Below are 22,251 nucleotides of genomic sequence, written 5' to 3' on the forward strand. Positions count from 1 at the left end.
AACTCCCATTCTGACAAGAATAAATATTTGTTGCGCTGTTCCAGTTGGACGGTTTCCCATCTTCTTAGCTTTTACTTTTTATTTTTAGTTTTCAGTTACTTACCCTTAAGACAGTCAGAATTTATTTGTTGTCAAAATATAGTTATTAAAACGTAACTTATCAAGGGCTACAAATATAAATGACTGGTCAATAGAGCCAACATAATGACTCATAACTGAAAAAAGTTATTTATGCTACAAATCAAGTTAAGAGGGAGTGAAAACCTTTCAATAGGGGAGCGATCGCACTCAAGTTATCGCACCTAGATTGCAATCGAATTGCCTCAATGCCTTAAACAGGGAGTCTGCCATCTGTGGTATTACAAGCACAACCAACCACCTACGAACCAAAAACGCAAGAAATCGCCAAACAACTGTTAGCGGCGACGCGAGAAAATCGTTCGTTTTTTGCCTCAATTCGCGACCAAATGCGCTGGGATGACAAGTTACTCGCCTGGGCAATGAGTAATCCTGGGTTGCGGGTGCAGCTATTTCGTTTTATTGACTGTTTGCCTGCTTTACGGAGTAAGCCAGAAATTGCCCGCCATTTACAAGAATACCTTGGTGATGAGTCAGTAGAACTTCCTACTGCCTTAAAAGGAATGCTCAATTTTGCTAACCCAGATTCTATGCCTGGGCAGGTAGCCGCAACGACTGTATCGACAGCTGTAGAAACTTTAGCGCATAAATATATTGCTGGAGAAAATATTCAGCAGACATTAAAGACAATCGAACGGCTGCGGAAGGAAAAAATGGCGTTCACCATCGATATTTTGGGTGAAGCAGTCATTACTGAAGCGGAAGCGCAGTCATATTTAGAACGCTATTTAGATTTAATGGCACAGCTAGCAGCAGCTAGCAAGAATTGGAAACCAGTTGCACAGATTGATGAAGCTGATGGGGAAGCTTTGCCACAGGTACAAGTTTCGGTAAAGCTGACAGCATTTTACTCTCAGTTCGATCCGTTGGATGCGGCGGGTAGTGCAGCAAGAGTTAGCGATCGCATCCGCACTGTATTAAGAAAAGCTAAAGAATTAGGCGTATCGATCCATTTTGATATGGAACAATACGCTTACAAAGACCTGATTTTCTCTATTTTAAAACAAGTTCTGCAAGAAGAAGAATTTCGCAGTCGTACAGATGTTGGTGTCACAGTTCAAGCATATTTACGCGATAGCGAACGAGATACGCAAGATTTAATCGCTTGGGTAAAACAAAGAGGCTATCCTTTAACCGTCAGACTGGTTAAAGGTGCTTACTGGGATCAGGAAACAATTAAAGCCGAACAAAAGCACTGGCAGCAACCCGTATTTAACGACAAAGCAACTACAGATCTTAACTTTGAAAAAATTACCCAGTTGTTGCTAGAAAATCACGAATACGTCTATTCGGCAATAGGTAGTCATAACGTGCGATCGCAAGCCCATGCAATCGCGATCGCTGAAACTCTCAACATTCCTCGTCGTCGCTTTGAAATGCAAGTTCTGTACGGCATGGGCGATAAACTGGCAAAAGTGTTGAGCGATCGCGGTTATCGGGTACGGGTGTACTGTCCCTACGGCGAACTTTTACCTGGAATGGCTTATCTAATTCGCCGTTTGTTGGAAAATACCGCAAATAGTTCCTTCCTGCGGCAAAATTTGGAAGAACGTCCGATTGAGGAATTGATCGCGCCACCTATTTTGAGGGAGTCGGGAGTCGTAGGGGCGGGTTTAGCAAAAGATTCACGGCTTCCATCAACAAATCGTGGTTCAAAACCCGCCCGTACAGGGGAGTCGGAAACAATACCACGCACCACGTTTCAACCAGCAGCCGATACAGATTATGCCGCAGTCGAGGCGAGAGAAATGTCACAACAGGCTTTTCAACAAGTGCGACAGCTATTTGGCAAAACCTATTTGCCTCTGGTTAATGGCGAGTACGTTTCTACTGAGGAAATCATTGATTCTGTAAACCCATCAAACTTCAGCGAGGTGGTGGGAAAAGTCGGACTCCTCAGCATCGAACAAGCAGAACAGGCAATGCAAGCGGCGAAGGCGGCGTTTCCTGGGTGGAAAAATACCCCAGCGAAACAAAGAGCAAGTATTTTGCGCAAAGCTGGCGATTTGATGGAACAACGCCGCGCCGAACTATCGGCTTGGATCGTGTTAGAAGTTGGTAAACCTGTCAAAGAAGCCGATGCAGAAGTATCAGAGGCGATCGATTTTTGTCGTTATTATGCGGCGGAAATGGAAAGATTAGATGCGGGTTATAACTACGACGTGGCAGGAGAAACAAACCGTTACCTTTACCAACCGAGGGGAATTGCGGTGGTGATTTCTCCCTGGAATTTTCCTTTAGCGATCGCCACTGGCATGACTGTAGCGGCGTTGGTAGCAGGAAATTGTACTCTCCTCAAGCCTGCGGAAACATCTTCAGTTATTGCGGCAAAATTAACTGAAATTTTGGTTGAAGCCGGATTTCCCAAAGGTGTCTATCAATTTGTTCCTGGGAAAGGTTCTAAAGTTGGGGCGCACTTGGTAAACCATCCCGACACGCATTTAATTGCATTTACAGGTTCCCGCGAAGTGGGTTGTCGAATTTATGCGGAAGCGGCAAAAGTCCAACCAGGACAAAAGCATCTGAAGCGCGTCATTGCTGAGATGGGTGGTAAGAATGGGATGATTGTCGATGAAAGTGCCGACTTAGACCAAGCCGTGGTGGGTGTGGTGCAATCGGCTTTCGGTTACAGCGGACAAAAGTGTTCGGCTGCATCGCGGGTAATTGTTTTAGATTCGGTTTACGATACTTTCATTCACCGCTTAGTAGAAGCGACGCGATCGCTCAACATCGGTGTAACGGAATTACCCAGCACTCAAGTTGGTCCCGTGATTGATAGTAACGCTCAAGCCCGTATTCGCGAGTATATCGAGCAAGGGCGGCGAGAAGCAAAAATCGCTGTAGAAATTCCCTCTCCAGATAACGGCTATTTTGTCAACCCTACGATTTTTACCGAAGTGCCTCCCACAGCCACGATCGCCCAAGAAGAGATTTTTGGTCCCGTAGTGGCGGTAATTCGGGTGAACAACTTTGAAGAGGCGATCGCCGTTGCTAACGGGACTGACTACGCCTTGACGGGGGGACTGTATTCTCGTACCCCATCTCATATCCAGATGGCACAGGAACAGTTTGAAGTAGGTAACTTGTATATCAACCGCACGATAACAGGGGCGATCGTTGCCAGACAACCCTTTGGCGGCTTTAAAATGTCTGGAGTTGGTTCCAAAGCGGGTGGTCCCGATTATTTATTACAATTTTTGGAGCCGCGTACAGTCACGGAGAACGTTCAGCGTCAGGGTTTTGCCCCCATCGAAGGTGCAGAATAAATCGACATGGGTAATTTACCCAAATAATGTATGGGCGGGTTCACCAAAAATTTCTGTTTCCATTCAACAATATTGATAAACCCGCCCTGTCCCAAATTGTAATTTCCAATATAGAGTATTGGATTGTAGATTGGCGCAAGCAACAGGTTGAAGTTTATCGAAGGGAACAAGCGGTTTTAAATTTAGTTGCTACTCTGATGAGTGGAAATGTGTTGAATTCACCTTTATTACCTGGTTTTACCTGTGCGATCGCATCGTTATTTGCTTAAAATAAATCGATCGCGCAAAGTCGCAAAGACACAAAGTTATTGAAGATAATCTATAGTAAATGAAATTATCTTGAGTAGATGTCAAGGAATTTTGATAAAAATTTAACAATTAAAGTTGCTGAATTACCTGAAGATTTTTCAGCCATGCGATCGGTGAGAGCGGCAGTTTTTCAATTAGAACAGGGAATAGAGCCAGAATTAGATTTTGATGGCAAAGATGAAACCTCAGACCAAATTCTTGCATACATGAATGCTCAACCTATCGGTACTGCTAGAATTAGGTATTTAGACGATCGCGCGGCAAAAATTGAGAGGCTAGCCGTCTTACCAATTGCTAGAGGGAAAGGCATTGGTAAATTAATTATGGAAAAAGCGATTGAGCTGGCAGCCCAAAAAAAGATGCAAGAAGTCGTCCTCCACTCCCAAGAATATATTCAGGGATTGCATCAAAAATTAGGTTTTGAGCCAGAAGGAGCAGTATTTGAAGAAGCTGGCATTCCCCATGTCAAAATGAGGAAGAAATTAGGCTCAACCTATTGATTTCGTGTTAGCTAAATTCAAACATCGCCATCTACTCATTCTCCTACTGATATGGTTAGCAGGAGTCGTAGTCGATCGCATCTGGTTTGCCTGCGATCGTTCCGTTCCAGATTGGGATCGAGCAGAATATCTTACGAGTTCGTTGAATTACTGGCAAGCACTACAACAGCCCCAGTGGTTCAGTAGCGATTGGTGGACTGACTTTTGGCAGCTTTCCACAAAAGCCCCTCCCTTAACGCAGATTGCTGCGGCTATTACCCAGCTGATTTTTGGCACTGGCGGCGATCGCGCTACATTGGTAAATTCATTTTTCAGTGCTATCCTGCTGGTTTCCGTCTACGGACTGGGGGTACAACTATTTAGCGCTGAAGTTGGATTATGGGCAGCTGGGATATGCCAGCTTATCCCTGGATTATATAAGTTACGTCTAGATTTCTTACTTGATTATCCCCTTACGGCTGTCGTGACGCTATGCTTTTGGTGTCTGACGGTTTGGAAGATGAGGGGACAAGGGAAAATGCAATATGGTAGGGGCGCACAGATGTGCGCCCCTACACCTACAATAATCACCGATTGGATTTGGGCAATTGCATTCGGCATTTCTCTAGGATTAGCGTTGTTAGTCAAGCAGACGGCATTGTTTTTTCTATTCGTGCCGATTGTCTGGACTGGGGTTGAAGCGATTCGCAAACGCAATATTGGGCGGATCTGCCAATTTGCGATCGCCCTGTTATTATCTGCGATCGTGTTTATGCCGTGGTATCGGACAAACTGGTTGCTGATTCTAACTGGGGGAAAACGAGCAACGATAGATTCTGCCCTAGCTGAAGGCGATCCAGCCCTCAATACCCTCGATGCTTGGACTTACTACTGGAAACTACTGCCAGAGCATATTTCTTGGGTACTTTTGCTCGTACCAATCGTAGGACTATTACTTTATAAAAGTCAAAAGTTAAAAGTTAAAAGTCAAAATAAGAATTCGACTCCCGACTCCCTCGTTTGGCTATCAATCTTCCTCATCGGTGCGTATCTACTCTGTTCGCTGAACATCAATAAAGATAGTCGCTATGTCGTGCCTTATTTACCTGGAGTCGCGCTGTTTCTTGCCTATGGTATGACGTGCTGGCGCGGGCGCTGGGGACAGCAAGTTCGCTGGAGTACGGTAGGTTTGGCAGTGTTAGTCATGGGGTTAAATTTGTTTCCTATAGGAGGAATATTAGGTAGTCGTATTGCTTCAATTCTCAGTCCTAATGCCAAACATTATGCTTACATGGAGTCAGAATATCCTCACGAGCGAGTCATTGAAGAGATCGTCCAAACTGCACCTTATATCAGATCCAATTTGGGTGTATTGCCTTCAACGTTAGAAGTCAATCAGCACAGCTTAAATTATTTTGGGGCATTACGAAACTTTCAGGTTTACGGACGGCAAGTAGGGACGCGCCAACAGCAAATTGTCCAAGACGGGCGATCGCTCGATTGGTTTGTCACGAAAACAGGCGAACAAGGTTCGGTTCCAGATGCTCAAAGTGCTATGGTGCAGTACGTGGAACAGTCCCCTGATTTCAATTTACAAAAAACTTGGACTTTACCCGATCGCAGCACCTTGAAACTGTATCATCGCCGTGTGCCGCAGATAGAAGTCGGGAGTCGGAGGAAGAGGGAACAAGGGGACAAGGGAGACAAGGGAGACAAGGGAGAGGGGGGAGACAAGGGGAACAAGGGGGACAAGGGAGAAAAAACACGCACCACGCACCACACACCACACACCACTCTGTCACCAACAACCAACAACCAACAACCAACCACTCACATAACACTATCAAGAGTTACAGTACCGTCAGTAGCACCGCCCGGAAAGCCGATTCCGGTGACTTATGAGTGGTCTGGGACGTGGGAGCAGTTGCAACCTGGTATTGTGTTACTCACATGGAAAAATCAGGATAGTGACAAACAAAGCGATCGCTGGATCCACGATCGCGGTCTTGGTCTTGGTCTTTTAGTGGCAACAGAGCAACTACCAATTACCAATTACCAATTACCAATTACCAATTACCAATTACCAATTACCAATTTTGTAACAGAACATTCAGCAATGATGCCTCCATCCGATCTATCTGCGGGAATTTACACTTTGGAGGCGACATATCTCAACCGCAATACAGGTGAAACTTATCCCATCACCGTACCACCAGTAGCTTTACAAATTGACCCTGGGGCTACAGCCACACCTGCACCGGAATTAGATTTAGTTACGCAAGAACGACTTTTAGCAGCAACCTTACCTCAAGGAATTAAGGCATTAGATCGTGTCTTTGCGGAAGTCGGACGGATTAATCAATACGACCCGATCCAAGACTATTTAGTACAGGTACAATTGGCAATGGAGTACAGGCTGAAACAGGAACCACAAAATTTAGATTGGGCTTACGCTCTGACGTTAGCTCAAATATTACAGCAAAAAGTACAAGGTGCGATCGCGGCACTAGAACGAGTGACGCAGCTAGACTCGCAAAATCCCTATGCTTACGCCTACCTTGCTTTTGTCCATTTATATAACTGGAATGGAGCCGCCGCCCAAACTGCCCTTAAACCTGCTTTAGCACTCAACTCCGAAATTCCAGAATTACACGCCCTACACGGTATTGCTGCATTAATGCAAGGCAACCTCATCCAAGCGTGGCACGATTATTCTACTTTTAGGGAGCAGGGAGTAGGGAGCAGGGAGTAGGGAAAGAGTGTGGTGCGAGAGAAGTAGTCCTTAGATTGACACCAAAACAGGGCGACAGCCTGCTAGTACACTGTGTAGGTTTACCACTTTACCGATAACGGCGATCGCGGGGGCGCTAAAACCTGTCGTTTCTACTTGCGCCACAATTGTTGCTAGAGTGCCGATCAATTCCTCTTGTTCCGGTCGAGTTCCCCAACGTACTAGAGCTACTGGTGTATCTGCACTTAACCCTGCCTCGCATAACTGCTCGACTATGTAGGGTAAATTGTGGACTCCCATATAAATTGCGATCGTCTCCGAACCTTGGGCTACAGCTGTCCAATTGACTTTGGGGCGATACTTTCCTGCTGCTTCGTGTCCCGTAACAAACGTGACTGAAGAACTATAATCTCTATGGGTTAATGGGATACCTGCATAAGCTGGAGCTGCAATACCGGAGGTAATACCAGGCACGACTTCCACTGATACCCCAGCTGCTACCAAATCTTCCATCTCTTCGCCGCCACGCCCGAAGATAAATGGATCGCCCCCTTTTAATCGCACCACCACTGCATGATCTCGTGCCTTTTCGAGCAATAACTGGGTCGTATCTTCCTGCACCAACGAATGCTTTCCCCGCCGCTTTCCTGCATTGATTTTTTCTGCCAAGGGGTTAATCATGCATAGAATTGCCGGACTTACGAGGGCATCGTAAACCACAACATCGGCACATTCCAACAATGCCTTACCTTTGAGTGTAAATAAACCAGGGTCGCCTGGACCCGCACCCACTAAGTAGACTTTACCCACAAACTCGTTCATTCTCTTCCTTGGCGTTTTGGCAGTTTATATGTCAATGAATTTACGTCTCGATCAGATCCCAAATCAGATCGGCTAATTCCTGAGTTGCCCCTAGTGGCTGCATCAGACAAAACTCGATCGCGGGAAACTGTTGTTGTAATTGTCCTACAACTTCCGCGATCGCATCGGTAATACCTCCAGCAAACAAGAAATACGGTACAATCGCAATTCGTCGCCATCCTGCGAGCGCCAACTCTTGCACTCGTTGGTTTAAACTAGGAGCAACTGACCAATATGCCGTTACAGCACTTATTTGTTGGGCGATCGCTTCTACAGGATGCTCAGAACCTTTACGCCGACTCCCATGCGCTAGCAAGATTGTTTGCTCTGCTTGCGTTTGGTCTAGCTGCTGTTTTAACAGCCTTGCTAAGCCAGCATGGAAACCTAAATGAGGGCGTAATTCCAGCTTTACCTTAACTTTCAAGGCTTGTCGCGCCTGCTCCACTTCTGCTGGAATATCTTCCATGACATGAACTCCCGGCAAGAGAAACAAAGGCACGATCTGCACTTGCTGATATCCGCAAGATAAGGCGCGAGCGCTAAACTCTGCAATCTGCTGGTGCAGTGGCTTCTGACTTAGCTCTAAACAAGCAGTACCTATTAGAGGGACTGGGGAAGAATTCGGAATTCGGAATTCGGAATTCGGGATTAATTGCGGCTGACGACTTGTGACTTGTGACTTGTGACTTGGTAATTGCTCCCTGCTCGTTTGCAAAAGCCGCGCCAAGCGTTCCATCGCCAACTGCGGGCGCGGATCTCGACTGCCGTGAGATACCAGTAAATAAGCAGAGCGCATCGATAGTTGGGAATTTAACAGTAGCTCGATTTCATCGTGTGATTTATCTAGCAAATGACTTTAAGGTAAGATTTTCTGTATCAATTGCTGCTATTATTTCAGCTACGAACCGATCGCAATAGATTTTGATTTTTGCCGATTTCTGCCGCGATCGCCTTCTAACGAACCATATCTGCTTTTTACATTTTTACAATTCTACAAATATAGCATTTCTGCTTGAGTCTTAAACGAGCGGAAAACATTTCTAGCCTGCTTGTCGTGGAACAAACGATCGATGACCAATGACTAACAGCAGTTATAACGAAAAGTTCGATCGCTCGTGAAGTCTTGCGATAAAAATAAGTTAGTAGATTTAACATCCACTAACTTATCTTGCATTGATTGTATTATCAAACTAGAAGTTACGAACCTACGTTGTCTCTAATTTGAATTCCTAGCCTTTAGTCACTTCATTCACTGGGTCGGCAATATAGCGGAATGATGGTTCTGAGTTCCAAGGACCGCGTTCGTCTTGCTTACCGTTGGTAGATAGATTGTAGTAAATATCAACTGTTTCGTCAGGCTGAATATTACCAAAGAAAGGTTCGGTCAGCTTGCCCATAGAATCTAGTGCTTTCATAAACATCTGCGTATGGGAAATTTCCCTTGTTAGCAAATGCACTAAAGCATTCTTTGTACCCTCATCAGTTGACAGCTTAATTAATTCTTCGTAGGTTTGTCTTGCTCCAGCTTCCGCAGCAATGTTAGCCCGCAAGTCGCGCACGACATCGCCACCTTCATTGAGATAACTAGCCGTCCAAGCATTCCCCTGGCTGTCTAAAAAGTGAGGTCCCATCCCACGCACGGCAAACAAAGTACTTTTATATGCATCGGTTTGGTCTACATTTTTAGTGTGAGCTTCAATCATTTTGCCCACCATTTCTAAGTGACCGAATTCCTCAATCGCGATATCTTGCAGCATATCGCGAATCCCAGCGTTTTCTACATGAAAAGACTGTACCCAGTATTGTAGAGCCGCCGATAGTTCGCCTGTCGCACCACCAAATTGTTCTAGCAAAAGTTGAGCAAAGCGAGGATTTGGTTCTTTAATGTTTACAACGTGAATTGGTTCTTTTTTATGAAAAAACATGCAAATTCTCCTCTCTCAATTTTTCACAATTAGCGATCGCTCTTCCTGAAAAAACTTGGCTCTCTCAGTGACGAAATCTCCTTGTCACAAAAAATCCATAACAACTGAGATTTGATTTAGTTTTTTGTAAAATCTGCGATCGCCATGACTACAGGCTAAAATTACTGGTGTTACATCCACCAAGATTAGTGTAAACCCAGCAACCACAGTGGCGGGTGCGTCTGAGGAAAGAGTTGTCAGTTAACTTATCTATATCAAAAGTTATGATTTAACTACTGCTTCTGTGCAGAGTATGTAAAAAAGTTTTGCATTGCACCGACCGTTTGAAACCGATATGACGGAATTACGCCACCAACGGCAAGATCTGTAGTGTAGATGCTGAATAAAAGAAAGTTTTGTCGCTTGGTGTTATTAGCTACAATACGTTGGATGACAGGCGAACTAGAATCAACTAAGTCACTACAGTTTTGCTGCAAAGCCAGACCGAAGACGTTCGGCGCTTGCGGGCAAACTTCATCCTTGATGTAAGTTCCTAACCGTTCGCCAGCATAAATCTCGTAGGCAGAGCGATCGGGATTAGTCAATGCCATTACCACTCCCAGCCCGCCAAGAACTGCTAATCCTATATAACTAATACTTGTCGATCGCTTCATGCTGCATATCTTATGTTACTTCTGACTCTGTTGCTGGACTAAATGTAGGTTAGCTCGGTTCCAGTCCCGATCGATATTGAGAAATAGCTGATAAGATAGTATACTGGTATATACAATGGCGAGCGTAGCCAAGTGGTTAAGGCAGAGGATTGTGGTTCCTCCACTCGTGGGTTCGAGTCCCATCGTTCGCCCTCAAATAGAACAAACGAAATTAAAGCAAACTTAAGTTAAAGCAAAGTTGTTGCCAGTTGTAGACTTTTGAGAGCGCGACCGCCACAATTTTGCCACAACTTTTATGTTTTTGCGCCAAATCAGCCTGTAAAAATATATCCTTCCCATGGCAATATTATTGTGCAAGCGCCACGGAAAGGATAATTGTTTAGATTAAATTAAATTAAATTTTGTAGGCGACTACTTTACAGATACTGCATCTACATCGACTGTACTATCAGTGGTATCGGTGGCGTTAGCCGTGCTTTTACCTCTACGGGTTTTGTAGCCTTCGATCGCCATTTGGGAAACTTCTGAGACCAATAGCGTCAATAAAAAGACATCATCTAATTGTCCTACAATCGGCAAGAAGTCGGGAGCAATGTCAAATGGCATGACGAAATACAATGCCGTACCGAGAATTATCCACCAACGGTATTTAGGATTGCGTAGAGTGTTACGATACCAGCCGTAAACAGATTGGATTGAAAAGTTCATTTATGTACCTCCAGCTCTCTTTTATCTTGACAAATAACTTAGCTTATAGAAGTGGGAAAAACCGTCGCTAAAAAGTTGGGAAGATACGATAAAGAGATTGCGATCTTTTCGCTCTCGCGATGGGTGACAAAACACGAGATGAACAGTTAAGACGCTTAAAATTAAATTGCTTATCAGTGGGCAGCAATCCAATCCAGTGGTATGCTGTGCCGAAAGAATCAAAGGAGGAATGGAACAACAGTGGATGTTATAGATGTTTTCCGCAAAGGCGGACCCGCCATGTGGCCTCTGCTAGCACTGTCTATTTTAGCTTTGAGCGTGATCGTTGAGCGGCTGGGGTTTTGGTTTAAGATTTTTTCTCAAGAACGGGAAATTGTCGAGCGCGTTCTAGATGCGGCTCAACAAAATTGGCAAAGTGCTACGGAATTAGCCAGAAAATTTTCCTATCAACCTGCGGGTAGGTTCTTATACGCACCGTTACGTTTGTCTACGCCCGATCCGGAAGTATTTCGGCTGGCACTAGAGTCAACCGCAGAAGATGAAATTGCCTCTATGCGTCAAGGGGAGAAGATTTTAGAAGCAGCGATCGCGCTTTCACCCCTGTTAGGATTGTTGGGAACAGTACTGGGACTGATTCAATCTTTAGGTTCGATTACACTCGGACAGATCAGTTCGGCTTCTTCCGCTGGCGTGACCACTGGTATTGGTGAATCTTTGATTAGTACGGCAACAGGATTGATTGTAGCGATCGTCAGTTTGGTTTTTTATCGCTTATTTCAAGGATTTGCTGTCAATCAAATTAAAGTATTTCGCCGTGCAGGTAGCGAATTAGAATTACTATACCGTCAGTATTGGGTTAACCTGCAAGATTCTCCCACTGCTCCTCCTGCTTCTGCCATGACAACACCAGAAGTTATCCCTGGAGGCGGTGCCGATCGGCGTTTTAGCTTTGACTTAGGTAATAGAAGGGCTGTTAATCCCGAACCACCAATAAATCCGCAAACAAACATAAATCCTGGTTACAGCGTTCCGCCTCAATCTCCCAGTCAGCGAGAAGATTCTACTGCACCAGAAGTCTAGGAAGTCAAAAGTGAAAAGTCAAAAGTCAAAAGCAAGAGTAATTCCTGTCGTAATTTTCATCTGTTAAAGCTAGCAATCTCATGAAAATCAACCTGCACTCACCAATTGAAGAAGTTCAAGTTCAAATTATTCCTCTAATTGATGTCATTTTTTGCATTTTGACGTTTTTTCTCTTGGCAGCACTGCAATTTACACGCCAGCAAGCGATTGAAATTCAGTTACCCAAGGCGAGTACTGGTACAGCACCAATGTTCCAATCGCGGTTGATTGTAACTCTCAAAGAGGGACAGCTTTATGTCGAGAAAGAGCCAGTACAAATAGATAAGCTGACACAAACGCTCAAAGCTTACACTCAAGCTAATCCCCTCGGGACAATTATTTTAAATGCTTCACGGTCGTCGAGCTACAACGACGTGATTCAGTTATTAGATGTCATGCGGCAAATTGGAGGCGATCGCGTTGCTTTAGCCACGACTCCTGGCTCCCCCGATTTACCATCTGGTTCTAATCTATCATCGCCAGATCTTACGCCCTTGGCTCCGATTAATCCTAATACCGACCCCCGTTTGAATTCTACTGCGCCGATCGCACCCCAATCGCCATGAACTCTAAGTCATACGAAGACAATTTTCCAACGGTAGACTGCAAAGGAGGTAGAAAAGCAGTAGGATACAGCTTGTTTTCTGTCAATTTATAGATGAATTCTAGTCATTTGATTCGCTAGCCTACTCCTATAAGTGAGTTATTCTCAATCTCAAACTCAAGGAGTTGTAGGTATGCTAATCGACTTATTAATTGCTTGGTTAGTAAGTGCTTCCAGTCTTTTGATTGTCAGCAAACTTCCAGTTGGTGTGGAAGTAGATAGCCCCGCTAAAGCATATCTTTCGGCAGCTGTACTAGGGGTAGTCGCTGCTGTTGTTAATCCAATTTTAAGAGCGCTATTTTTTATCCCTAATTTGCTCACGTTCGGTTTATTATCAGGATTTGTCACCTTTGCGATTTCGGCGATCGCCCTTGGGATTGCAGCTTCTGTAGTCCAAGGTTTCCGCCTCCGAGCAGGAATTTGGAGCGTTCTACTGGGGGCGCTGGCGCTTTCCGTTGTCAGCCATCTGATTTATGCCTTTGTAGCTCCAGCTTATTAGAATTGACCTTGTTTGCATATTTGATTTGTAGGGGCGCACGTCCGTGCGCCCCCACAGACGTTTGTACTACATGACTAGGAACCAGACGGAGTTTTATCCTGGGACGAGCCAGAAGCAGAACTGCTATCACCGTTGCTGGTAGCAACACCAGCTTCTTTTTCTTGCAGGCGTTGTTGGCGCTTTCGGCGATCGGCTGAAAGAATATCTGCCATTGTAATCAGCGCTTGCTCGATTTTATCGAGGTTAGAACGGTATAGCTCTAAATCTTTGTTAAGTTTATCTTCTGGTACGTGCAGAGCAGTTGCTACTTGCTTGAGCGCTTCCACTCGCTGCTTCTCATCTTTGACAAGTTCCGCATCTGCTAGTTCTAACAGGGTAAAGACACCAATTGCGAATAGGCGACTATATTTGAACTTGGAGTTCTGGGCGATCGCCTGCATTTGTGCTTGCAAATCCTCTGCACCTTGCAAGGAAGCTTTACCCTCGATCCAGTCGAGCAGTTGTTGCGCCGATACGTTTTGAAGGAGTTGACGCAGACGATCGGCATCTTGGTGATATCTCTGGGGATTATCTTCGATAGACTGACACAGCGCCTCAAAGATCGGTTCTTTATCCCGTTCTGGCTGGTAGCCCTGCATAAACCGCTCAAATGCCGTAACGACACCTAGAGCGTAGATGGGGTCATAGCGAAAATCAGCATTGACTGAGAGTAAATGCATTTCTACCATTAGTTCTTCTACCACCCGCCGATAGATCGTGTTAATCGGGCGGGTGTGTTGATTGTAGAAATTTCGCTTGGTATCGGAGACAGTACGCAGGTTATTCACAATTAAACATAACGGGAAGACTTATTAGATTATTGTCTCGCTTTAACGTGACTTTTGCCAAGCCAAAGCCGATCGGTCTCAACGATTTACAATCTTTAGTTACTGGGAAAATAGGATGTAAGGTATGGAAACAATGGGGATATGGAAGACAAGAGAGACAAGGAAGTTCCAGGAGCAGAGGAAGCATTCTAGCCACCAGCCACTAGTTCCACTAGTCACTTGATAACTGAATAATGCGATCGCGAACTGCACGTCCTGAAGATATTGATTTTTTTCTGGCTCAGGAAGCTAGAGCAGAATTTCAAAACTTTATTTTTTCCTCTAGCCGAGAGCAACACCAGCAATACATGAATTCACAAGATTGTCAATATTTCATCTTCCAAAATGATGAAATTGAAGCTGCGATCGGGTATGCAATTTTATCTGGTCTTACATCACTTCATGGCAATATTTGCTTGGTACGCATCGTTATGGCAAAGCCAGGACAAGGCTATGGTAAGCAGGCACTACGTTTGCTGTTAGATTGGGTTTTTACGGAATACAAAGCTCATCGGTTCTGGTTAGATGTGTTTGAGGATAACCACCGCGCCAGACACGTATATCAATCGGTAGGTTTTCGTGAGGAAGGATTGCTAAGAGAAGTCGTGAAGCAGCAAGATAAGTATGCCTCTCAAGTGGTGATGTCGATTTTGGAGCAGGAATACTTTCAGCAACTTTCTGAAAAAATTTGAATGTGTTTATGGGCGAATACGCCTATGGATTCTGGTAAGGGCAGGTTTTGTTCAATTAACTTCATAACTGATGTAGTTGTTTGCTAAACCTGCCCCGATGAATTCTGGTACGGGCAGGTTTTGTCCGATGAACTTCAGACTTTGACGCAGCTTCTCGCTAAACCTGCCCCTACAAATTTTTTACTTTTGAATTTCTTATGATACCAACAGAATTAATTGCCCTCGCCGATTATATGGCAGGTGAATTTGAAAATAAAGCCCAGGCGATCGCCGATCCTGCTTGGTTCGTCCACTTACGGCTGTGGCAAAAACCCGTCCCCCTATTTCAAGCAGACAGTATTACCCTATTTGCCGAACAAGCCAATGCTTTGTATTTAGATAAACCCTATCGTCCGCGATTGATGCGAATGCAGGCGCATGAGGATGGAAAAATTCAAGTACAGTATTATATTCCTAAAGATTTTACTGCCGTGCGTGGTGCTGGGGCAAATCCTGAGAGATTGCAACAATTTACTCCTGACGATTTTGAATTATTACCTGGTTGTTTATTAATTGTGACTTGGCAACAATTAGGTTCCAATAGCTACCACTTTAAAGCCGCAATCCCACCAGATGCAAAATGTTGCTTTACCTATCAAGGTAATACTCAACAAGTTAATCTTGGTTTTGAAGCCACCCCGGAAGAGTTTTTAAGTTATGACAAAGGCATAGATATGAATACAGGTGCAGCCAAGTGGGGCGCGATTATGGGTGCGTATCGTTTCCGCAAAAAGTAAATTTTTAGAGTTTTCTGTCCTGACTATGAATGTAAATTTAGAGCGTATCTAGCTCTTGTTTTGAGAATGTTAAGTTGGTCAACCTGCATCAACAAACGATCTAGAACTGCTATTTCCTCAGTACAAAGCTGATTTTCGGCATTTCGAGCCAGTAATTCACTTAGTTGAGTTTGAGCAGTAGAAGCTAGCATACTATCTGCTAAGGCTAGTAGTTCATCTAGACTTAATCCTGATAGAATTTCTGCATCAGATGGAAGGGAAACTAGTCTACGGTAAGTTTCCATATCTAGAAGTACATTGACTTGTTCGCCCTCTTGGTTCGTGATGTATTGCAATGACTCAGACATAGCTTTCTGCTAAATGTTTGATGAGTTGTAGAGACGTTACATGTAATGTCTCTACAACTCATATTTGCTTAAGAATTCCAATTCGCCCAATCTTGGGGTTTGAGGAATGTGTCGTACAACTCGGCTTCGGGAGTGTTGGGTTCTGGCGTGTAACCGTATTCCCAACGCACCAAGGGGGGTAAAGACATTAAAATTGATTCCGTGCGTCCGTTGGTCTGTAACCCGAAAATCGTGCCTCGGTCGTAGACTAAGTTAAATTCTACGTAACGTCCGCGTCGATAGAGTTGAAAATTGCGTTCGCGATCGCCATATTCTATATTCTTACGGCGATCGACAATAGGTAAATAGGATGGTAAAAACGCCTCGCCGCAGTCGCACACGAAAGCAAAGATTTCTTCCCAGCTACGAGAGGGTTGATTACCCAGTTGGTTGCTATAAACAGCCGCCGGACTATCAGAATGGGGTCCGCGATATAACTGTCCCTCCCTACCATCTTGGTAGTCAAAAAAGATTCCGCCGACACCGCGAGTTTCTTGACGGTGTTTCAAATAGAAATACTCATCGCACCAGCGCTTAAAGACTGGGTAGTATTCTGGATGATGGTTATCGCAAGCTTGCTTCAGTGTTTTGTGAAAATGAGCTGCGTCTTCAGCAAATGGGTAATAGGGGGTTAAATCTATCCCGCCACCGAACCACCAGACGGGACCAGCCTCAAAATAGCGGTAATTCAGGTGAACTGTCGGGATGTAAGGGTTACGGGGATGTAACACCATTGAAGTACCCGTGGCATAAAATTTATGTCCTGCTGCCTCTGGGCGTTGGGTTAAAATCGACGGCGGTAAATGAGAACCCCATACCTCGGAGAAATTGACTCCTCCTTGTTCTAATACATTACCTTCGCGCATCACGCGCGATCGCCCGCCGCCGCCTTCTTCCCGTTCCCACTCGTCTTGCTGAAATTTCCCCGCACCATCAGCTGATGCGAGGGCTTGACAAATCTTATCTTGTAGCTGTTTCATCCACTGGCTGACTCGTTCTTTCGCGTCAGTTGGGGGTAATGGTTGGGAGGAAGTTGGTTGAGCTGTAGAAGCAGTCGTCATGTTGTCAATAAAATTCTGTTAAATTTTTATTTTGTGGCAAGGAACATCTACAATTTTGTGTAAGTCTGAAAGCTTTGAGCAGCGAAAGCAGTACTTAACTGGCAAAACTTAAAAATGCTTTACATCACTCAGTCACAATCGAGTCATATTTCAAACTGCGATCGCATCAATTGCAAATGACTTAACATTATCCGTTGAGTCAATACAGATAATAGACCACTGAACATATTGTCCCTCAAATTAACACCCCATAATACAGCGAAGCGAAAATCTTCAGTGAAATACTAAACTCTAATTGAGTATTCTAGAGAAAGTTTGCCCAAAATAATCATCAATACTTGCCCTGGTTGCCGCCGAAGTCAGAATGCCTGCTAAGCTCAACAGGCAAAAGGAGGAAGAAGAAAATGCGACGCTACATATCAAGATTGATTCAGCGCAAGGGTCGTCGCGTTCAGTGTTCTTTAGTACGTACTTATAGACAAATTAGTTCGGCTTCGGTAGATGAATTATGGCAAAAGGTAGTTGACTTAGCAGACGTTTCATGGCATCCATTACTGACCAAAACTAATGTACCCTACGGCTTAGTTCCGAAGCCAGGATTAATCTTTGAAGCCGTCACCCGGATGGGACCCTTCCCAATTCGGATCTTTGTTGAAAGCGTATGTCCTAGAGAATTATTGCGCGTGCGCGTACTTGCTATCCCAGGAGTGGAAGAACACATTACCTACAAAGTCGAATCTACCGTTTGCGGTACGTGCGTTTCTTATTCCGTTACTTTAGATGGCTGGCTATCGCCGCTCATTTGGTCGTTGACTCGTCACCGCGCCGAACAAGTTGCAGCAGCTTTAGCCAAAGCCGCCGAACAAGCTGCTAACTCAGCCTTATCAGGAAAGCCAAAACCTTTTAAGAATAGCTGTTTTGATTTTTGAAAGAGGAATGGGTAATAGCTGAGGAGTCACGAGCGTTTAAGACGCAAACACTATCATATCGAGACATTGCCAAGAACTACCACAAATGCAGGGCGAACTCAACATTCAGAAGTTGGTTTCGCCGCAGCCATTATTTGTAGAAAAGCACCAATTTGGTGCTTTTCTACGATATGGGTTCGACTTCATTCTCCCGTAAATGTGCTTTGAACTTTTTACTAAACTGCACGTAAACAGGTAAGTTGGCACTTACAGGTCTGCCATGCCACTCATTGACAATACCCAACACATCTCCTTCCAAACCTTTAATATCAAAGGGTTGGTTGCGGTGTTCTGGGTGATGGTATACGATAACGGATTCTTTAACACGAACGCGATCGCCAACTTTCATAACCTTTGAACCTAGTGTTTCCTCTCCACAGACTTGCACCACTGCTCGTCCTCTATATCAGTGCTTACTTGTCACAATCTTTTATCTTTGCATAATTTCGTCCCCTAAGTTTCAGTTATCAGTTATCAGGGCGCAGGGAGTAGAGAGCAGCGACCAGTAACCAGTAACCAATGACCAGTTAATTCTGACTTACGACTTACGACTTACGACTTCTAAGTGACAGTCAGTGGTAGAAAAGAGTAAAAATTAAAATAGAAAGCGCAAAATGTAAAAAATGTCAATCAATCTTGTCTGGCTGTGGTTGCTTATCGGTATCGCTCTTTGTGCGATCGAACTCGTGCTACCTACAGCCTTTGTGAGCTTCGCAATGGGAGTTAGTGCCGTTGTGGTTGCCATAGCAGTGCCAATTTTGCCTCATCTAGGCTTGCAAGTCGTCGTATGGCTTGCCTTATCTACAGCTTTTGTCTTTCTGTCGCGACGCTTAATCCCAGCACCACAACGACATTCAAAAATTCGAGATGCTACAGTAGCGGAAACTTTAACCGAAATTACTGCGGGTAAAGAGGGACGGGTGTTATATGAAGGGAATTCTTGGCGGGCAAAATGTGCTGACGAAAAGCTCAGCATACTGCCACAACAAAAAGTCTATGTTGTCAGTCGAGAGGGAACTACGTTGATCGTGATGCCAGAAAGCCTGATTCATCATTAAGACTAATACTGCTTGTACGGGCGCGCTATCTGAATTTTTGTACGGGCGTGCTATCTGAATTTTTGTACGGGCGCGCTATCTGAATTTTTGTACGGGCGCACAGCTGTGCGCCCCTACTACTCACTACTCACTACTCACTGCTATGGAACAATTATTTTTACTGATAGTACTAGCGCTAGGTGGTGGTTCTACCCTAGCTAGCTCCGTCAAAATCATCAATCAAGGCAATGAAGCTTTGGTAGAGAGATTTGGTAGTTATCATAAAAAACTACAACCAGGGCTAAATATTGTCGTTCCCGTTCTCGATCGCATTGTCTTTCGCGAGACAATTCGGGAAAAAGTTTTAGATATTCCACCCCAAAAATGCATCACCCGCGACAACGTAGGCATTGAAGTCGATGCTGTGGTTTACTGGCGGATTGTTGATATGGAAAAAGCCTGGTACAAGGTAGAAAATCTCCAATCGGCAATGGTGAATTTGGTGCTGACACAAATTCGGGCGGAAATGGGACAACTGGAGTTAGATCAAACCTTCACAGCGCGAACGCAAATCAACGAAATTTTGCTACAGGATTTAGATATTGCTACCGATCCTTGGGGCGTAAAAGTAACGCGGGTGGAATTGCGCGATATCATTCCTTCCAAGGCGGTGCAAGAGTCGATGGAACTGCAAATGGCAGCAGAACGCCGCAAACGGGCATCGATTTTGACTTCGGAAGGCGATCGCGAATCGGCAGTTAACAGCGCCAAAGGAAAAGCGGAAGCGCAGGTACTCGAAGCTGAAGCCCAACAAAAAGCCACAATTCTGCAAGCCGAGGCGCAACAGAAGACGATTATCATGCAGGCGCAAGCCGAACGCCAACAACAAATTTTGCAGGCACAAGCTACCTCGGAAGCACTGCAAATTATTGCCAAGATTCTGCAAACAGAACCGCACGCTGCTGAAGCTTTACAATTTTTAATTGCCCAACATTATTTAGACATGGGCAAGCAAATTGGCAGCAGTGACAGCAGCAAAGTCATGTTCATGGATCCGCGTAGCATTCCTGGGACGATCGAGGGTATGCGTTCTATGATCTCGGATGGGAGTAGGGAGTGAGACTTTGTAGAGAACTTTACATGTAAAGTCTCTACAAACTAACCTGACACCGATCGCACAAGCCGAAAAACTCTAGGGTGTGGTAGAAAATTTTGAATTTGTGCGATTTATTCAGCTGATTTTCTAACTCGTGGACGGGACATTGATGGATCGGAATCGATTTGCCACATTGCAGGCATGTTAGGTGATGTTTATCTTGCTGAACGCAACTGTAGAGAGATTCGCCAGAAGCAAGCGTTCTGACTTGCACGACTCCTTCGAGTTTCAATGCTTCTAAGGCGCGATAAACCGTAGCTAGACCTATGCTTTGATTGCGACTGCGAAGTTCTACGTAAATATCTTGGGCAGATATTGCTTTATTGGAGTTTTTTAGTAAATGCAAGATTCGTTCTTGACTGCGAGTACGTTCAGCTTTCTCGGCTTTCATAGACAGTATCTTAGTTTGATGACTGAAGAGACGATCGCACTTCCCTTGCTTTCTAAACTAGCTCAAAGCGAATACTGTTTATTCCGTCAAGCTGTCTCCAGAAGGAGTTATTATAGCCTTTGTGGGATTGGGAATCAAGTCAAGTGTTACGAAAGTATTTAGCTCGTATCTATGTCACCCTACGACCCTCTGTTCTCGACCCAGCAGGAACAGCCGTCCAGTCTGGTTTGAGTCATATGGGTTACGATAACGTGGAACATGTCAGAATTGGCAAGTATATCGAGTTGCAACTGACGGCAGTAGATGAAAAAATAGCCACAGAACAGCTGAATCGGATGTGCGATCGCCTCCTGGCTAATCCGACAATTGAAAATTATCGCTTCGATTTGAAAGAAGTTGCTGTAGAGATGGGAGCATCGACGTGAAGTTTGGGATTGTAGTTTTTCCTGGCTCGAATTGCGATCGCGATGTTGCCTACGTGACTCGCGACATCCTCAAGCAGCCGACGCGCATGGTGTGGCACGAAGACACCGATTTAACCGATCTCGATGTTGTCGTCGTGCCTGGAGGTTTCAGCTACGGGGATTATTTGCGCTGTGGTGCGATCGCCAGGTTTTCTCCTGTAATGCAGCAAGTGGTCGATTGCGCTCAACAAGGTAAATTTGTATTGGGAATTTGTAATGGATTTCAGATTTTGACTGAAGCGGGTTTGTTACCTGGTGTTTTAGTCCGAAATCGCGATTTACATTTCATTTGCGATCGCGTGGAATTAAAAGTAGAGCGTACCGATTTACCCTGGACGCAAGCCTACTCAGTCGGGGAAGTTATAACTATTCCCATCGCGCACGGAGAAGGTCGATTCTATGCCGATAAACAGACTTTAGCGGAAATTGAAGCAAATAATCAAGTCCTATTTCGCTATGCCGGCGACAATCCTAACGGCTCCGTTAACAACATTGCGGGAATTTGTAATCGTCAGGGTAACGTCTTAGGCATGATGCCGCATCCCGAACGCGCTTCCGACCCAATTTTAGGTGGTACGGATGGTTTGAAATTGTTTCAGGGATTGTTGGAACGAGTCGCGGCGATCGCATAATTCAATCCAAATACTTCAACTGAACCTGCACGCTTGTATTTGGACCAGCAATTAAAACAGCTGCATCGTTAAACTTAGGTGCGGCTGTACGAATTTCTGGATTTCTCGAAAATCCATATCCCTCAATTGGCATTCCTATATCGTTACGGTTGAGCGTACCATCTCCATTAGTATCGTGAATAATGGCAACAGCGTAATTTCCAGCTTTGAGATTCCTAAAATTGACTATCAGGGGAACAGAAGTAATCTTATTACACTGACGCTGTACGACATTTTTTCTATTATTAGGAAAACCTTGACTGCTGGCAAATAAACTGACGCAAGCTTGCCCTTCACGGTTTCTAAAACCATTGATTTCTACAGTTAAATTGCCAGATAAGCTATTATTAGCATCTACTCTACTATGAGAAATATCAAGCGAAATTCCAAGAAATGATAGTAACAGACAAGTTTTCAATATTTGAGACTTTTGGCAAAATCTTATCTTCATTGGCGCTTGGCTACATTCAATAATTTTCATAAATATTGAT

Annotated in this window: 24 protein-coding genes, 1 tRNA gene and 1 pseudogene; 15 read left to right on the forward strand and 11 right to left on the reverse strand. The window is 44.6% G+C overall.

Going from position 1 to position 22,251, the window contains the following annotated elements; genetic code table 11:
• Nucleotides 1-353 precede the first annotated feature (353 nt).
• The 4 genes and pseudogenes from pruA (at nt 354) to H6G17_RS00180 (ending at nt 6,944) form a co-directional block, all read left to right on the forward strand.
• Nucleotides 354-3,404 carry an L-glutamate gamma-semialdehyde dehydrogenase gene (gene pruA / locus H6G17_RS00165; RefSeq protein ID WP_192153361.1) on the forward strand — a complete coding sequence of 1,017 codons (3,051 nt, stop codon included), beginning with the start codon at nt 354-356 and terminating at the stop codon, nt 3,402-3,404.
• Nucleotides 3,405-3,517: 113 nt separating this feature from the next.
• Nucleotides 3,518-3,673 (forward strand): annotated as a pseudogene (locus H6G17_RS34460) (Uma2 family endonuclease); the annotation flags it as partial.
• A gap of 78 nt (nt 3,674-3,751) precedes the next feature.
• Nucleotides 3,752-4,213, forward strand: a complete 462-nt coding sequence (locus H6G17_RS00175) for a GNAT family N-acetyltransferase (protein WP_192153363.1) — start codon at nt 3,752-3,754, stop codon at nt 4,211-4,213.
• A 4-nt stretch (nt 4,214-4,217) separates the two neighbouring features.
• Nucleotides 4,218-6,944 carry a phospholipid carrier-dependent glycosyltransferase gene (locus H6G17_RS00180; protein WP_192153364.1) on the forward strand — a complete coding sequence of 909 codons (2,727 nt, stop codon included), beginning with the start codon at nt 4,218-4,220 and terminating at the stop codon, nt 6,942-6,944.
• A 30-nt stretch (nt 6,945-6,974) separates the two neighbouring features.
• Here the strand turns inward: H6G17_RS00180 and cobA are convergent, their stop codons facing one another.
• The 4 genes from cobA to H6G17_RS00200 form a co-directional block, all read right to left on the reverse strand.
• Nucleotides 6,975-7,745 (reverse strand): uroporphyrinogen-III C-methyltransferase, encoded by a 771-nt coding sequence (cobA, locus tag H6G17_RS00185; RefSeq protein WP_192153365.1) that lies wholly within the window; start codon nt 7,743-7,745, stop codon nt 6,975-6,977.
• Between the two features lie 40 nt (nt 7,746-7,785).
• Nucleotides 7,786-8,580: a sirohydrochlorin chelatase gene (locus tag H6G17_RS00190; RefSeq protein WP_192153366.1), complete on the reverse strand. Its 795-nt coding sequence runs from the start codon at nt 8,578-8,580 to the stop codon at nt 7,786-7,788.
• Between the two features lie 433 nt (nt 8,581-9,013).
• Nucleotides 9,014-9,709, reverse strand: coding sequence for a manganese catalase family protein (locus tag H6G17_RS00195; RefSeq protein WP_192153367.1), 696 nt, complete (start codon nt 9,707-9,709; stop codon nt 9,014-9,016).
• Nucleotides 9,710-9,981: 272 nt separating this feature from the next.
• Nucleotides 9,982-10,362, reverse strand: coding sequence for a DUF4359 domain-containing protein (locus H6G17_RS00200; RefSeq protein ID WP_192153368.1), 381 nt, complete (start codon nt 10,360-10,362; stop codon nt 9,982-9,984).
• A 118-nt stretch (nt 10,363-10,480) separates the two neighbouring features.
• On the opposite strand from H6G17_RS00200, the gene H6G17_RS00205 reads away from it, so the two are divergent.
• Nucleotides 10,481-10,553, forward strand: a tRNA-His gene (locus tag H6G17_RS00205).
• Between the two features lie 220 nt (nt 10,554-10,773).
• Here the strand turns inward: H6G17_RS00205 and H6G17_RS00210 are convergent.
• The gene (locus tag H6G17_RS00210) at nt 10,774-11,070 is read right to left on the reverse strand and encodes a YkvA family protein (protein WP_192153369.1); all 297 of its coding nucleotides are present in this window, start codon (nt 11,068-11,070) and stop codon (nt 10,774-10,776) included.
• 240 nt (nt 11,071-11,310) lie between these two features.
• Between H6G17_RS00210 and H6G17_RS00215 the strand changes: the two genes are divergently transcribed.
• The 3 genes from H6G17_RS00215 to H6G17_RS00225 all read left to right on the forward strand — a co-directional run bounded on the left by H6G17_RS00215 (nt 11,311) and on the right by H6G17_RS00225 (nt 13,292).
• On the forward strand, nt 11,311-12,150 hold the full coding sequence (locus tag H6G17_RS00215; protein WP_192153370.1) for a MotA/TolQ/ExbB proton channel family protein: 840 nt from the start codon (nt 11,311-11,313) through the stop codon (nt 12,148-12,150).
• 80 nt (nt 12,151-12,230) lie between these two features.
• Nucleotides 12,231-12,755, forward strand: coding sequence for a biopolymer transporter ExbD (locus tag H6G17_RS00220; RefSeq protein ID WP_192153371.1), 525 nt, complete (start codon nt 12,231-12,233; stop codon nt 12,753-12,755).
• A 171-nt stretch (nt 12,756-12,926) separates the two neighbouring features.
• A complete protein-coding gene (locus H6G17_RS00225; RefSeq protein WP_015157125.1) occupies nt 12,927-13,292 on the forward strand; it encodes a phage holin family protein in 366 nt (121 codons plus the stop codon).
• A 74-nt stretch (nt 13,293-13,366) separates the two neighbouring features.
• On the opposite strand, the gene psb29 is transcribed toward H6G17_RS00225, so the two are convergent.
• Entirely contained in the window at nt 13,367-14,119 is a 753-nt protein-coding gene (psb29, locus tag H6G17_RS00230; RefSeq protein WP_192153372.1) for a photosystem II biogenesis protein Psp29, read from the reverse strand.
• 233 nt (nt 14,120-14,352) lie between these two features.
• Here psb29 and H6G17_RS00235 point away from each other — a divergent pair, with 233 nt between their 5' ends.
• Nucleotides 14,353-14,850, forward strand: a complete 498-nt coding sequence (locus tag H6G17_RS00235) for a GNAT family protein (protein ID WP_192153373.1) — start codon at nt 14,353-14,355, stop codon at nt 14,848-14,850.
• Between the two features lie 197 nt (nt 14,851-15,047).
• Nucleotides 15,048-15,626 (forward strand): chromophore lyase CpcT/CpeT, encoded by a 579-nt coding sequence (locus H6G17_RS00240; protein WP_192153374.1) that lies wholly within the window; start codon nt 15,048-15,050, stop codon nt 15,624-15,626.
• A gap of 23 nt (nt 15,627-15,649) precedes the next feature.
• Here H6G17_RS00240 and H6G17_RS00245 read toward each other — a convergent pair whose 3' ends face one another.
• Nucleotides 15,650-15,973: a hypothetical protein gene (locus H6G17_RS00245; RefSeq protein WP_192153375.1), complete on the reverse strand. Its 324-nt coding sequence runs from the start codon at nt 15,971-15,973 to the stop codon at nt 15,650-15,652.
• A 68-nt stretch (nt 15,974-16,041) separates the two neighbouring features.
• Complete coding sequence (hemF, locus tag H6G17_RS00250; protein WP_192153376.1) at nt 16,042-17,073, reverse strand: oxygen-dependent coproporphyrinogen oxidase; 1,032 nt, start codon at nt 17,071-17,073, stop codon at nt 16,042-16,044.
• A gap of 404 nt (nt 17,074-17,477) precedes the next feature.
• Between hemF and H6G17_RS00255 the strand changes: the two genes are divergently transcribed.
• Nucleotides 17,478-18,002 carry an SRPBCC family protein gene (locus H6G17_RS00255; RefSeq protein WP_192153377.1) on the forward strand — a complete coding sequence of 175 codons (525 nt, stop codon included), beginning with the start codon at nt 17,478-17,480 and terminating at the stop codon, nt 18,000-18,002.
• Nucleotides 18,003-18,165: 163 nt separating this feature from the next.
• Here H6G17_RS00255 and H6G17_RS00260 read toward each other — a convergent pair whose 3' ends face one another.
• Nucleotides 18,166-18,390: a ferredoxin-thioredoxin reductase variable chain gene (locus H6G17_RS00260; protein ID WP_039715191.1), complete on the reverse strand. Its 225-nt coding sequence runs from the start codon at nt 18,388-18,390 to the stop codon at nt 18,166-18,168.
• 274 nt (nt 18,391-18,664) lie between these two features.
• Between H6G17_RS00260 and H6G17_RS00265 the strand changes: the two genes are divergently transcribed.
• Nucleotides 18,665-19,099 carry an NfeD family protein gene (locus tag H6G17_RS00265; protein WP_106166717.1) on the forward strand — a complete coding sequence of 145 codons (435 nt, stop codon included), beginning with the start codon at nt 18,665-18,667 and terminating at the stop codon, nt 19,097-19,099.
• A gap of 142 nt (nt 19,100-19,241) precedes the next feature.
• A complete protein-coding gene (locus tag H6G17_RS00270) occupies nt 19,242-20,198 on the forward strand; it encodes an SPFH domain-containing protein (RefSeq protein ID WP_015157116.1) in 957 nt (318 codons plus the stop codon).
• A 31-nt stretch (nt 20,199-20,229) separates the two neighbouring features.
• Here the strand turns inward: H6G17_RS00270 and H6G17_RS00275 are convergent, their stop codons facing one another.
• The gene (locus H6G17_RS00275; RefSeq protein ID WP_192153378.1) at nt 20,230-20,625 is read right to left on the reverse strand and encodes a Fur family transcriptional regulator; all 396 of its coding nucleotides are present in this window, start codon (nt 20,623-20,625) and stop codon (nt 20,230-20,232) included.
• A gap of 143 nt (nt 20,626-20,768) precedes the next feature.
• On the opposite strand from H6G17_RS00275, the gene purS reads away from it, so the two are divergent.
• Nucleotides 20,769-21,050, forward strand: a complete 282-nt coding sequence (purS, locus tag H6G17_RS00280) for a phosphoribosylformylglycinamidine synthase subunit PurS (RefSeq protein ID WP_192153379.1) — start codon at nt 20,769-20,771, stop codon at nt 21,048-21,050.
• Nucleotides 21,047-21,721 (forward strand): phosphoribosylformylglycinamidine synthase subunit PurQ, encoded by a 675-nt coding sequence (purQ, locus tag H6G17_RS00285; protein WP_192153380.1) that lies wholly within the window; start codon nt 21,047-21,049, stop codon nt 21,719-21,721. The genes purS and purQ overlap by 4 nt, the downstream gene beginning before the upstream one ends.
• 1 nt (nt 21,722) lies before the next feature.
• Here the strand turns inward: purQ and H6G17_RS00290 are convergent, their stop codons facing one another.
• On the reverse strand, nt 21,723-22,211 hold the full coding sequence (locus H6G17_RS00290; protein WP_192153381.1) for a DUF2141 domain-containing protein: 489 nt from the start codon (nt 22,209-22,211) through the stop codon (nt 21,723-21,725).
• Between the last annotated feature and the right edge of the window lie 40 nt (nt 22,212-22,251).

The sequence above is a fragment of the Chroococcidiopsis sp. [FACHB-1243] genome, assembly GCF_014696895.1.
Classification (GTDB): Bacteria; Cyanobacteriota; Cyanobacteriia; order Cyanobacteriales; family Chroococcidiopsidaceae; genus Chroococcidiopsis.

What these genes read in the sequence shown, in the direction of transcription:
- H6G17_RS00175 (WP_192153363.1), top strand. Translation starts at nt 3,752, where the DNA reads ATGTCAAGGAATTTTGATAAAAATTTAACAATTAAAGTTGCTGAATTA.
- cobA (WP_192153365.1), bottom strand. Translation starts at nt 7,745, where the DNA reads ATGAACGAGTTTGTGGGTAAAGTCTACTTAGTGGGTGCGGGTCCAGGC.
- H6G17_RS00190 (WP_192153366.1), bottom strand. Translation starts at nt 8,580, where the DNA reads ATGCGCTCTGCTTATTTACTGGTATCTCACGGCAGTCGAGATCCGCGC.
- H6G17_RS00195 (WP_192153367.1), bottom strand. Translation starts at nt 9,709, where the DNA reads ATGTTTTTTCATAAAAAAGAACCAATTCACGTTGTAAACATTAAAGAA.
- H6G17_RS00200 (WP_192153368.1), bottom strand. Translation starts at nt 10,362, where the DNA reads ATGAAGCGATCGACAAGTATTAGTTATATAGGATTAGCAGTTCTTGGC.
- H6G17_RS00210 (WP_192153369.1), bottom strand. Translation starts at nt 11,070, where the DNA reads ATGAACTTTTCAATCCAATCTGTTTACGGCTGGTATCGTAACACTCTA.
- H6G17_RS00220 (WP_192153371.1), top strand. Translation starts at nt 12,231, where the DNA reads ATGAAAATCAACCTGCACTCACCAATTGAAGAAGTTCAAGTTCAAATT.
- H6G17_RS00225 (WP_015157125.1), top strand. Translation starts at nt 12,927, where the DNA reads ATGCTAATCGACTTATTAATTGCTTGGTTAGTAAGTGCTTCCAGTCTT.
- H6G17_RS00235 (WP_192153373.1), top strand. Translation starts at nt 14,353, where the DNA reads ATGCGATCGCGAACTGCACGTCCTGAAGATATTGATTTTTTTCTGGCT.
- H6G17_RS00240 (WP_192153374.1), top strand. Translation starts at nt 15,048, where the DNA reads ATGATACCAACAGAATTAATTGCCCTCGCCGATTATATGGCAGGTGAA.
- H6G17_RS00245 (WP_192153375.1), bottom strand. Translation starts at nt 15,973, where the DNA reads ATGTCTGAGTCATTGCAATACATCACGAACCAAGAGGGCGAACAAGTC.
- hemF (WP_192153376.1), bottom strand. Translation starts at nt 17,073, where the DNA reads ATGACGACTGCTTCTACAGCTCAACCAACTTCCTCCCAACCATTACCC.
- H6G17_RS00255 (WP_192153377.1), top strand. Translation starts at nt 17,478, where the DNA reads ATGCGACGCTACATATCAAGATTGATTCAGCGCAAGGGTCGTCGCGTT.
- H6G17_RS00260 (WP_039715191.1), bottom strand. Translation starts at nt 18,390, where the DNA reads ATGAAAGTTGGCGATCGCGTTCGTGTTAAAGAATCCGTTATCGTATAC.
- H6G17_RS00265 (WP_106166717.1), top strand. Translation starts at nt 18,665, where the DNA reads ATGTCAATCAATCTTGTCTGGCTGTGGTTGCTTATCGGTATCGCTCTT.
- H6G17_RS00270 (WP_015157116.1), top strand. Translation starts at nt 19,242, where the DNA reads ATGGAACAATTATTTTTACTGATAGTACTAGCGCTAGGTGGTGGTTCT.
- H6G17_RS00275 (WP_192153378.1), bottom strand. Translation starts at nt 20,625, where the DNA reads ATGAAAGCCGAGAAAGCTGAACGTACTCGCAGTCAAGAACGAATCTTG.
- H6G17_RS00290 (WP_192153381.1), bottom strand. Translation starts at nt 22,211, where the DNA reads ATGAAGATAAGATTTTGCCAAAAGTCTCAAATATTGAAAACTTGTCTG.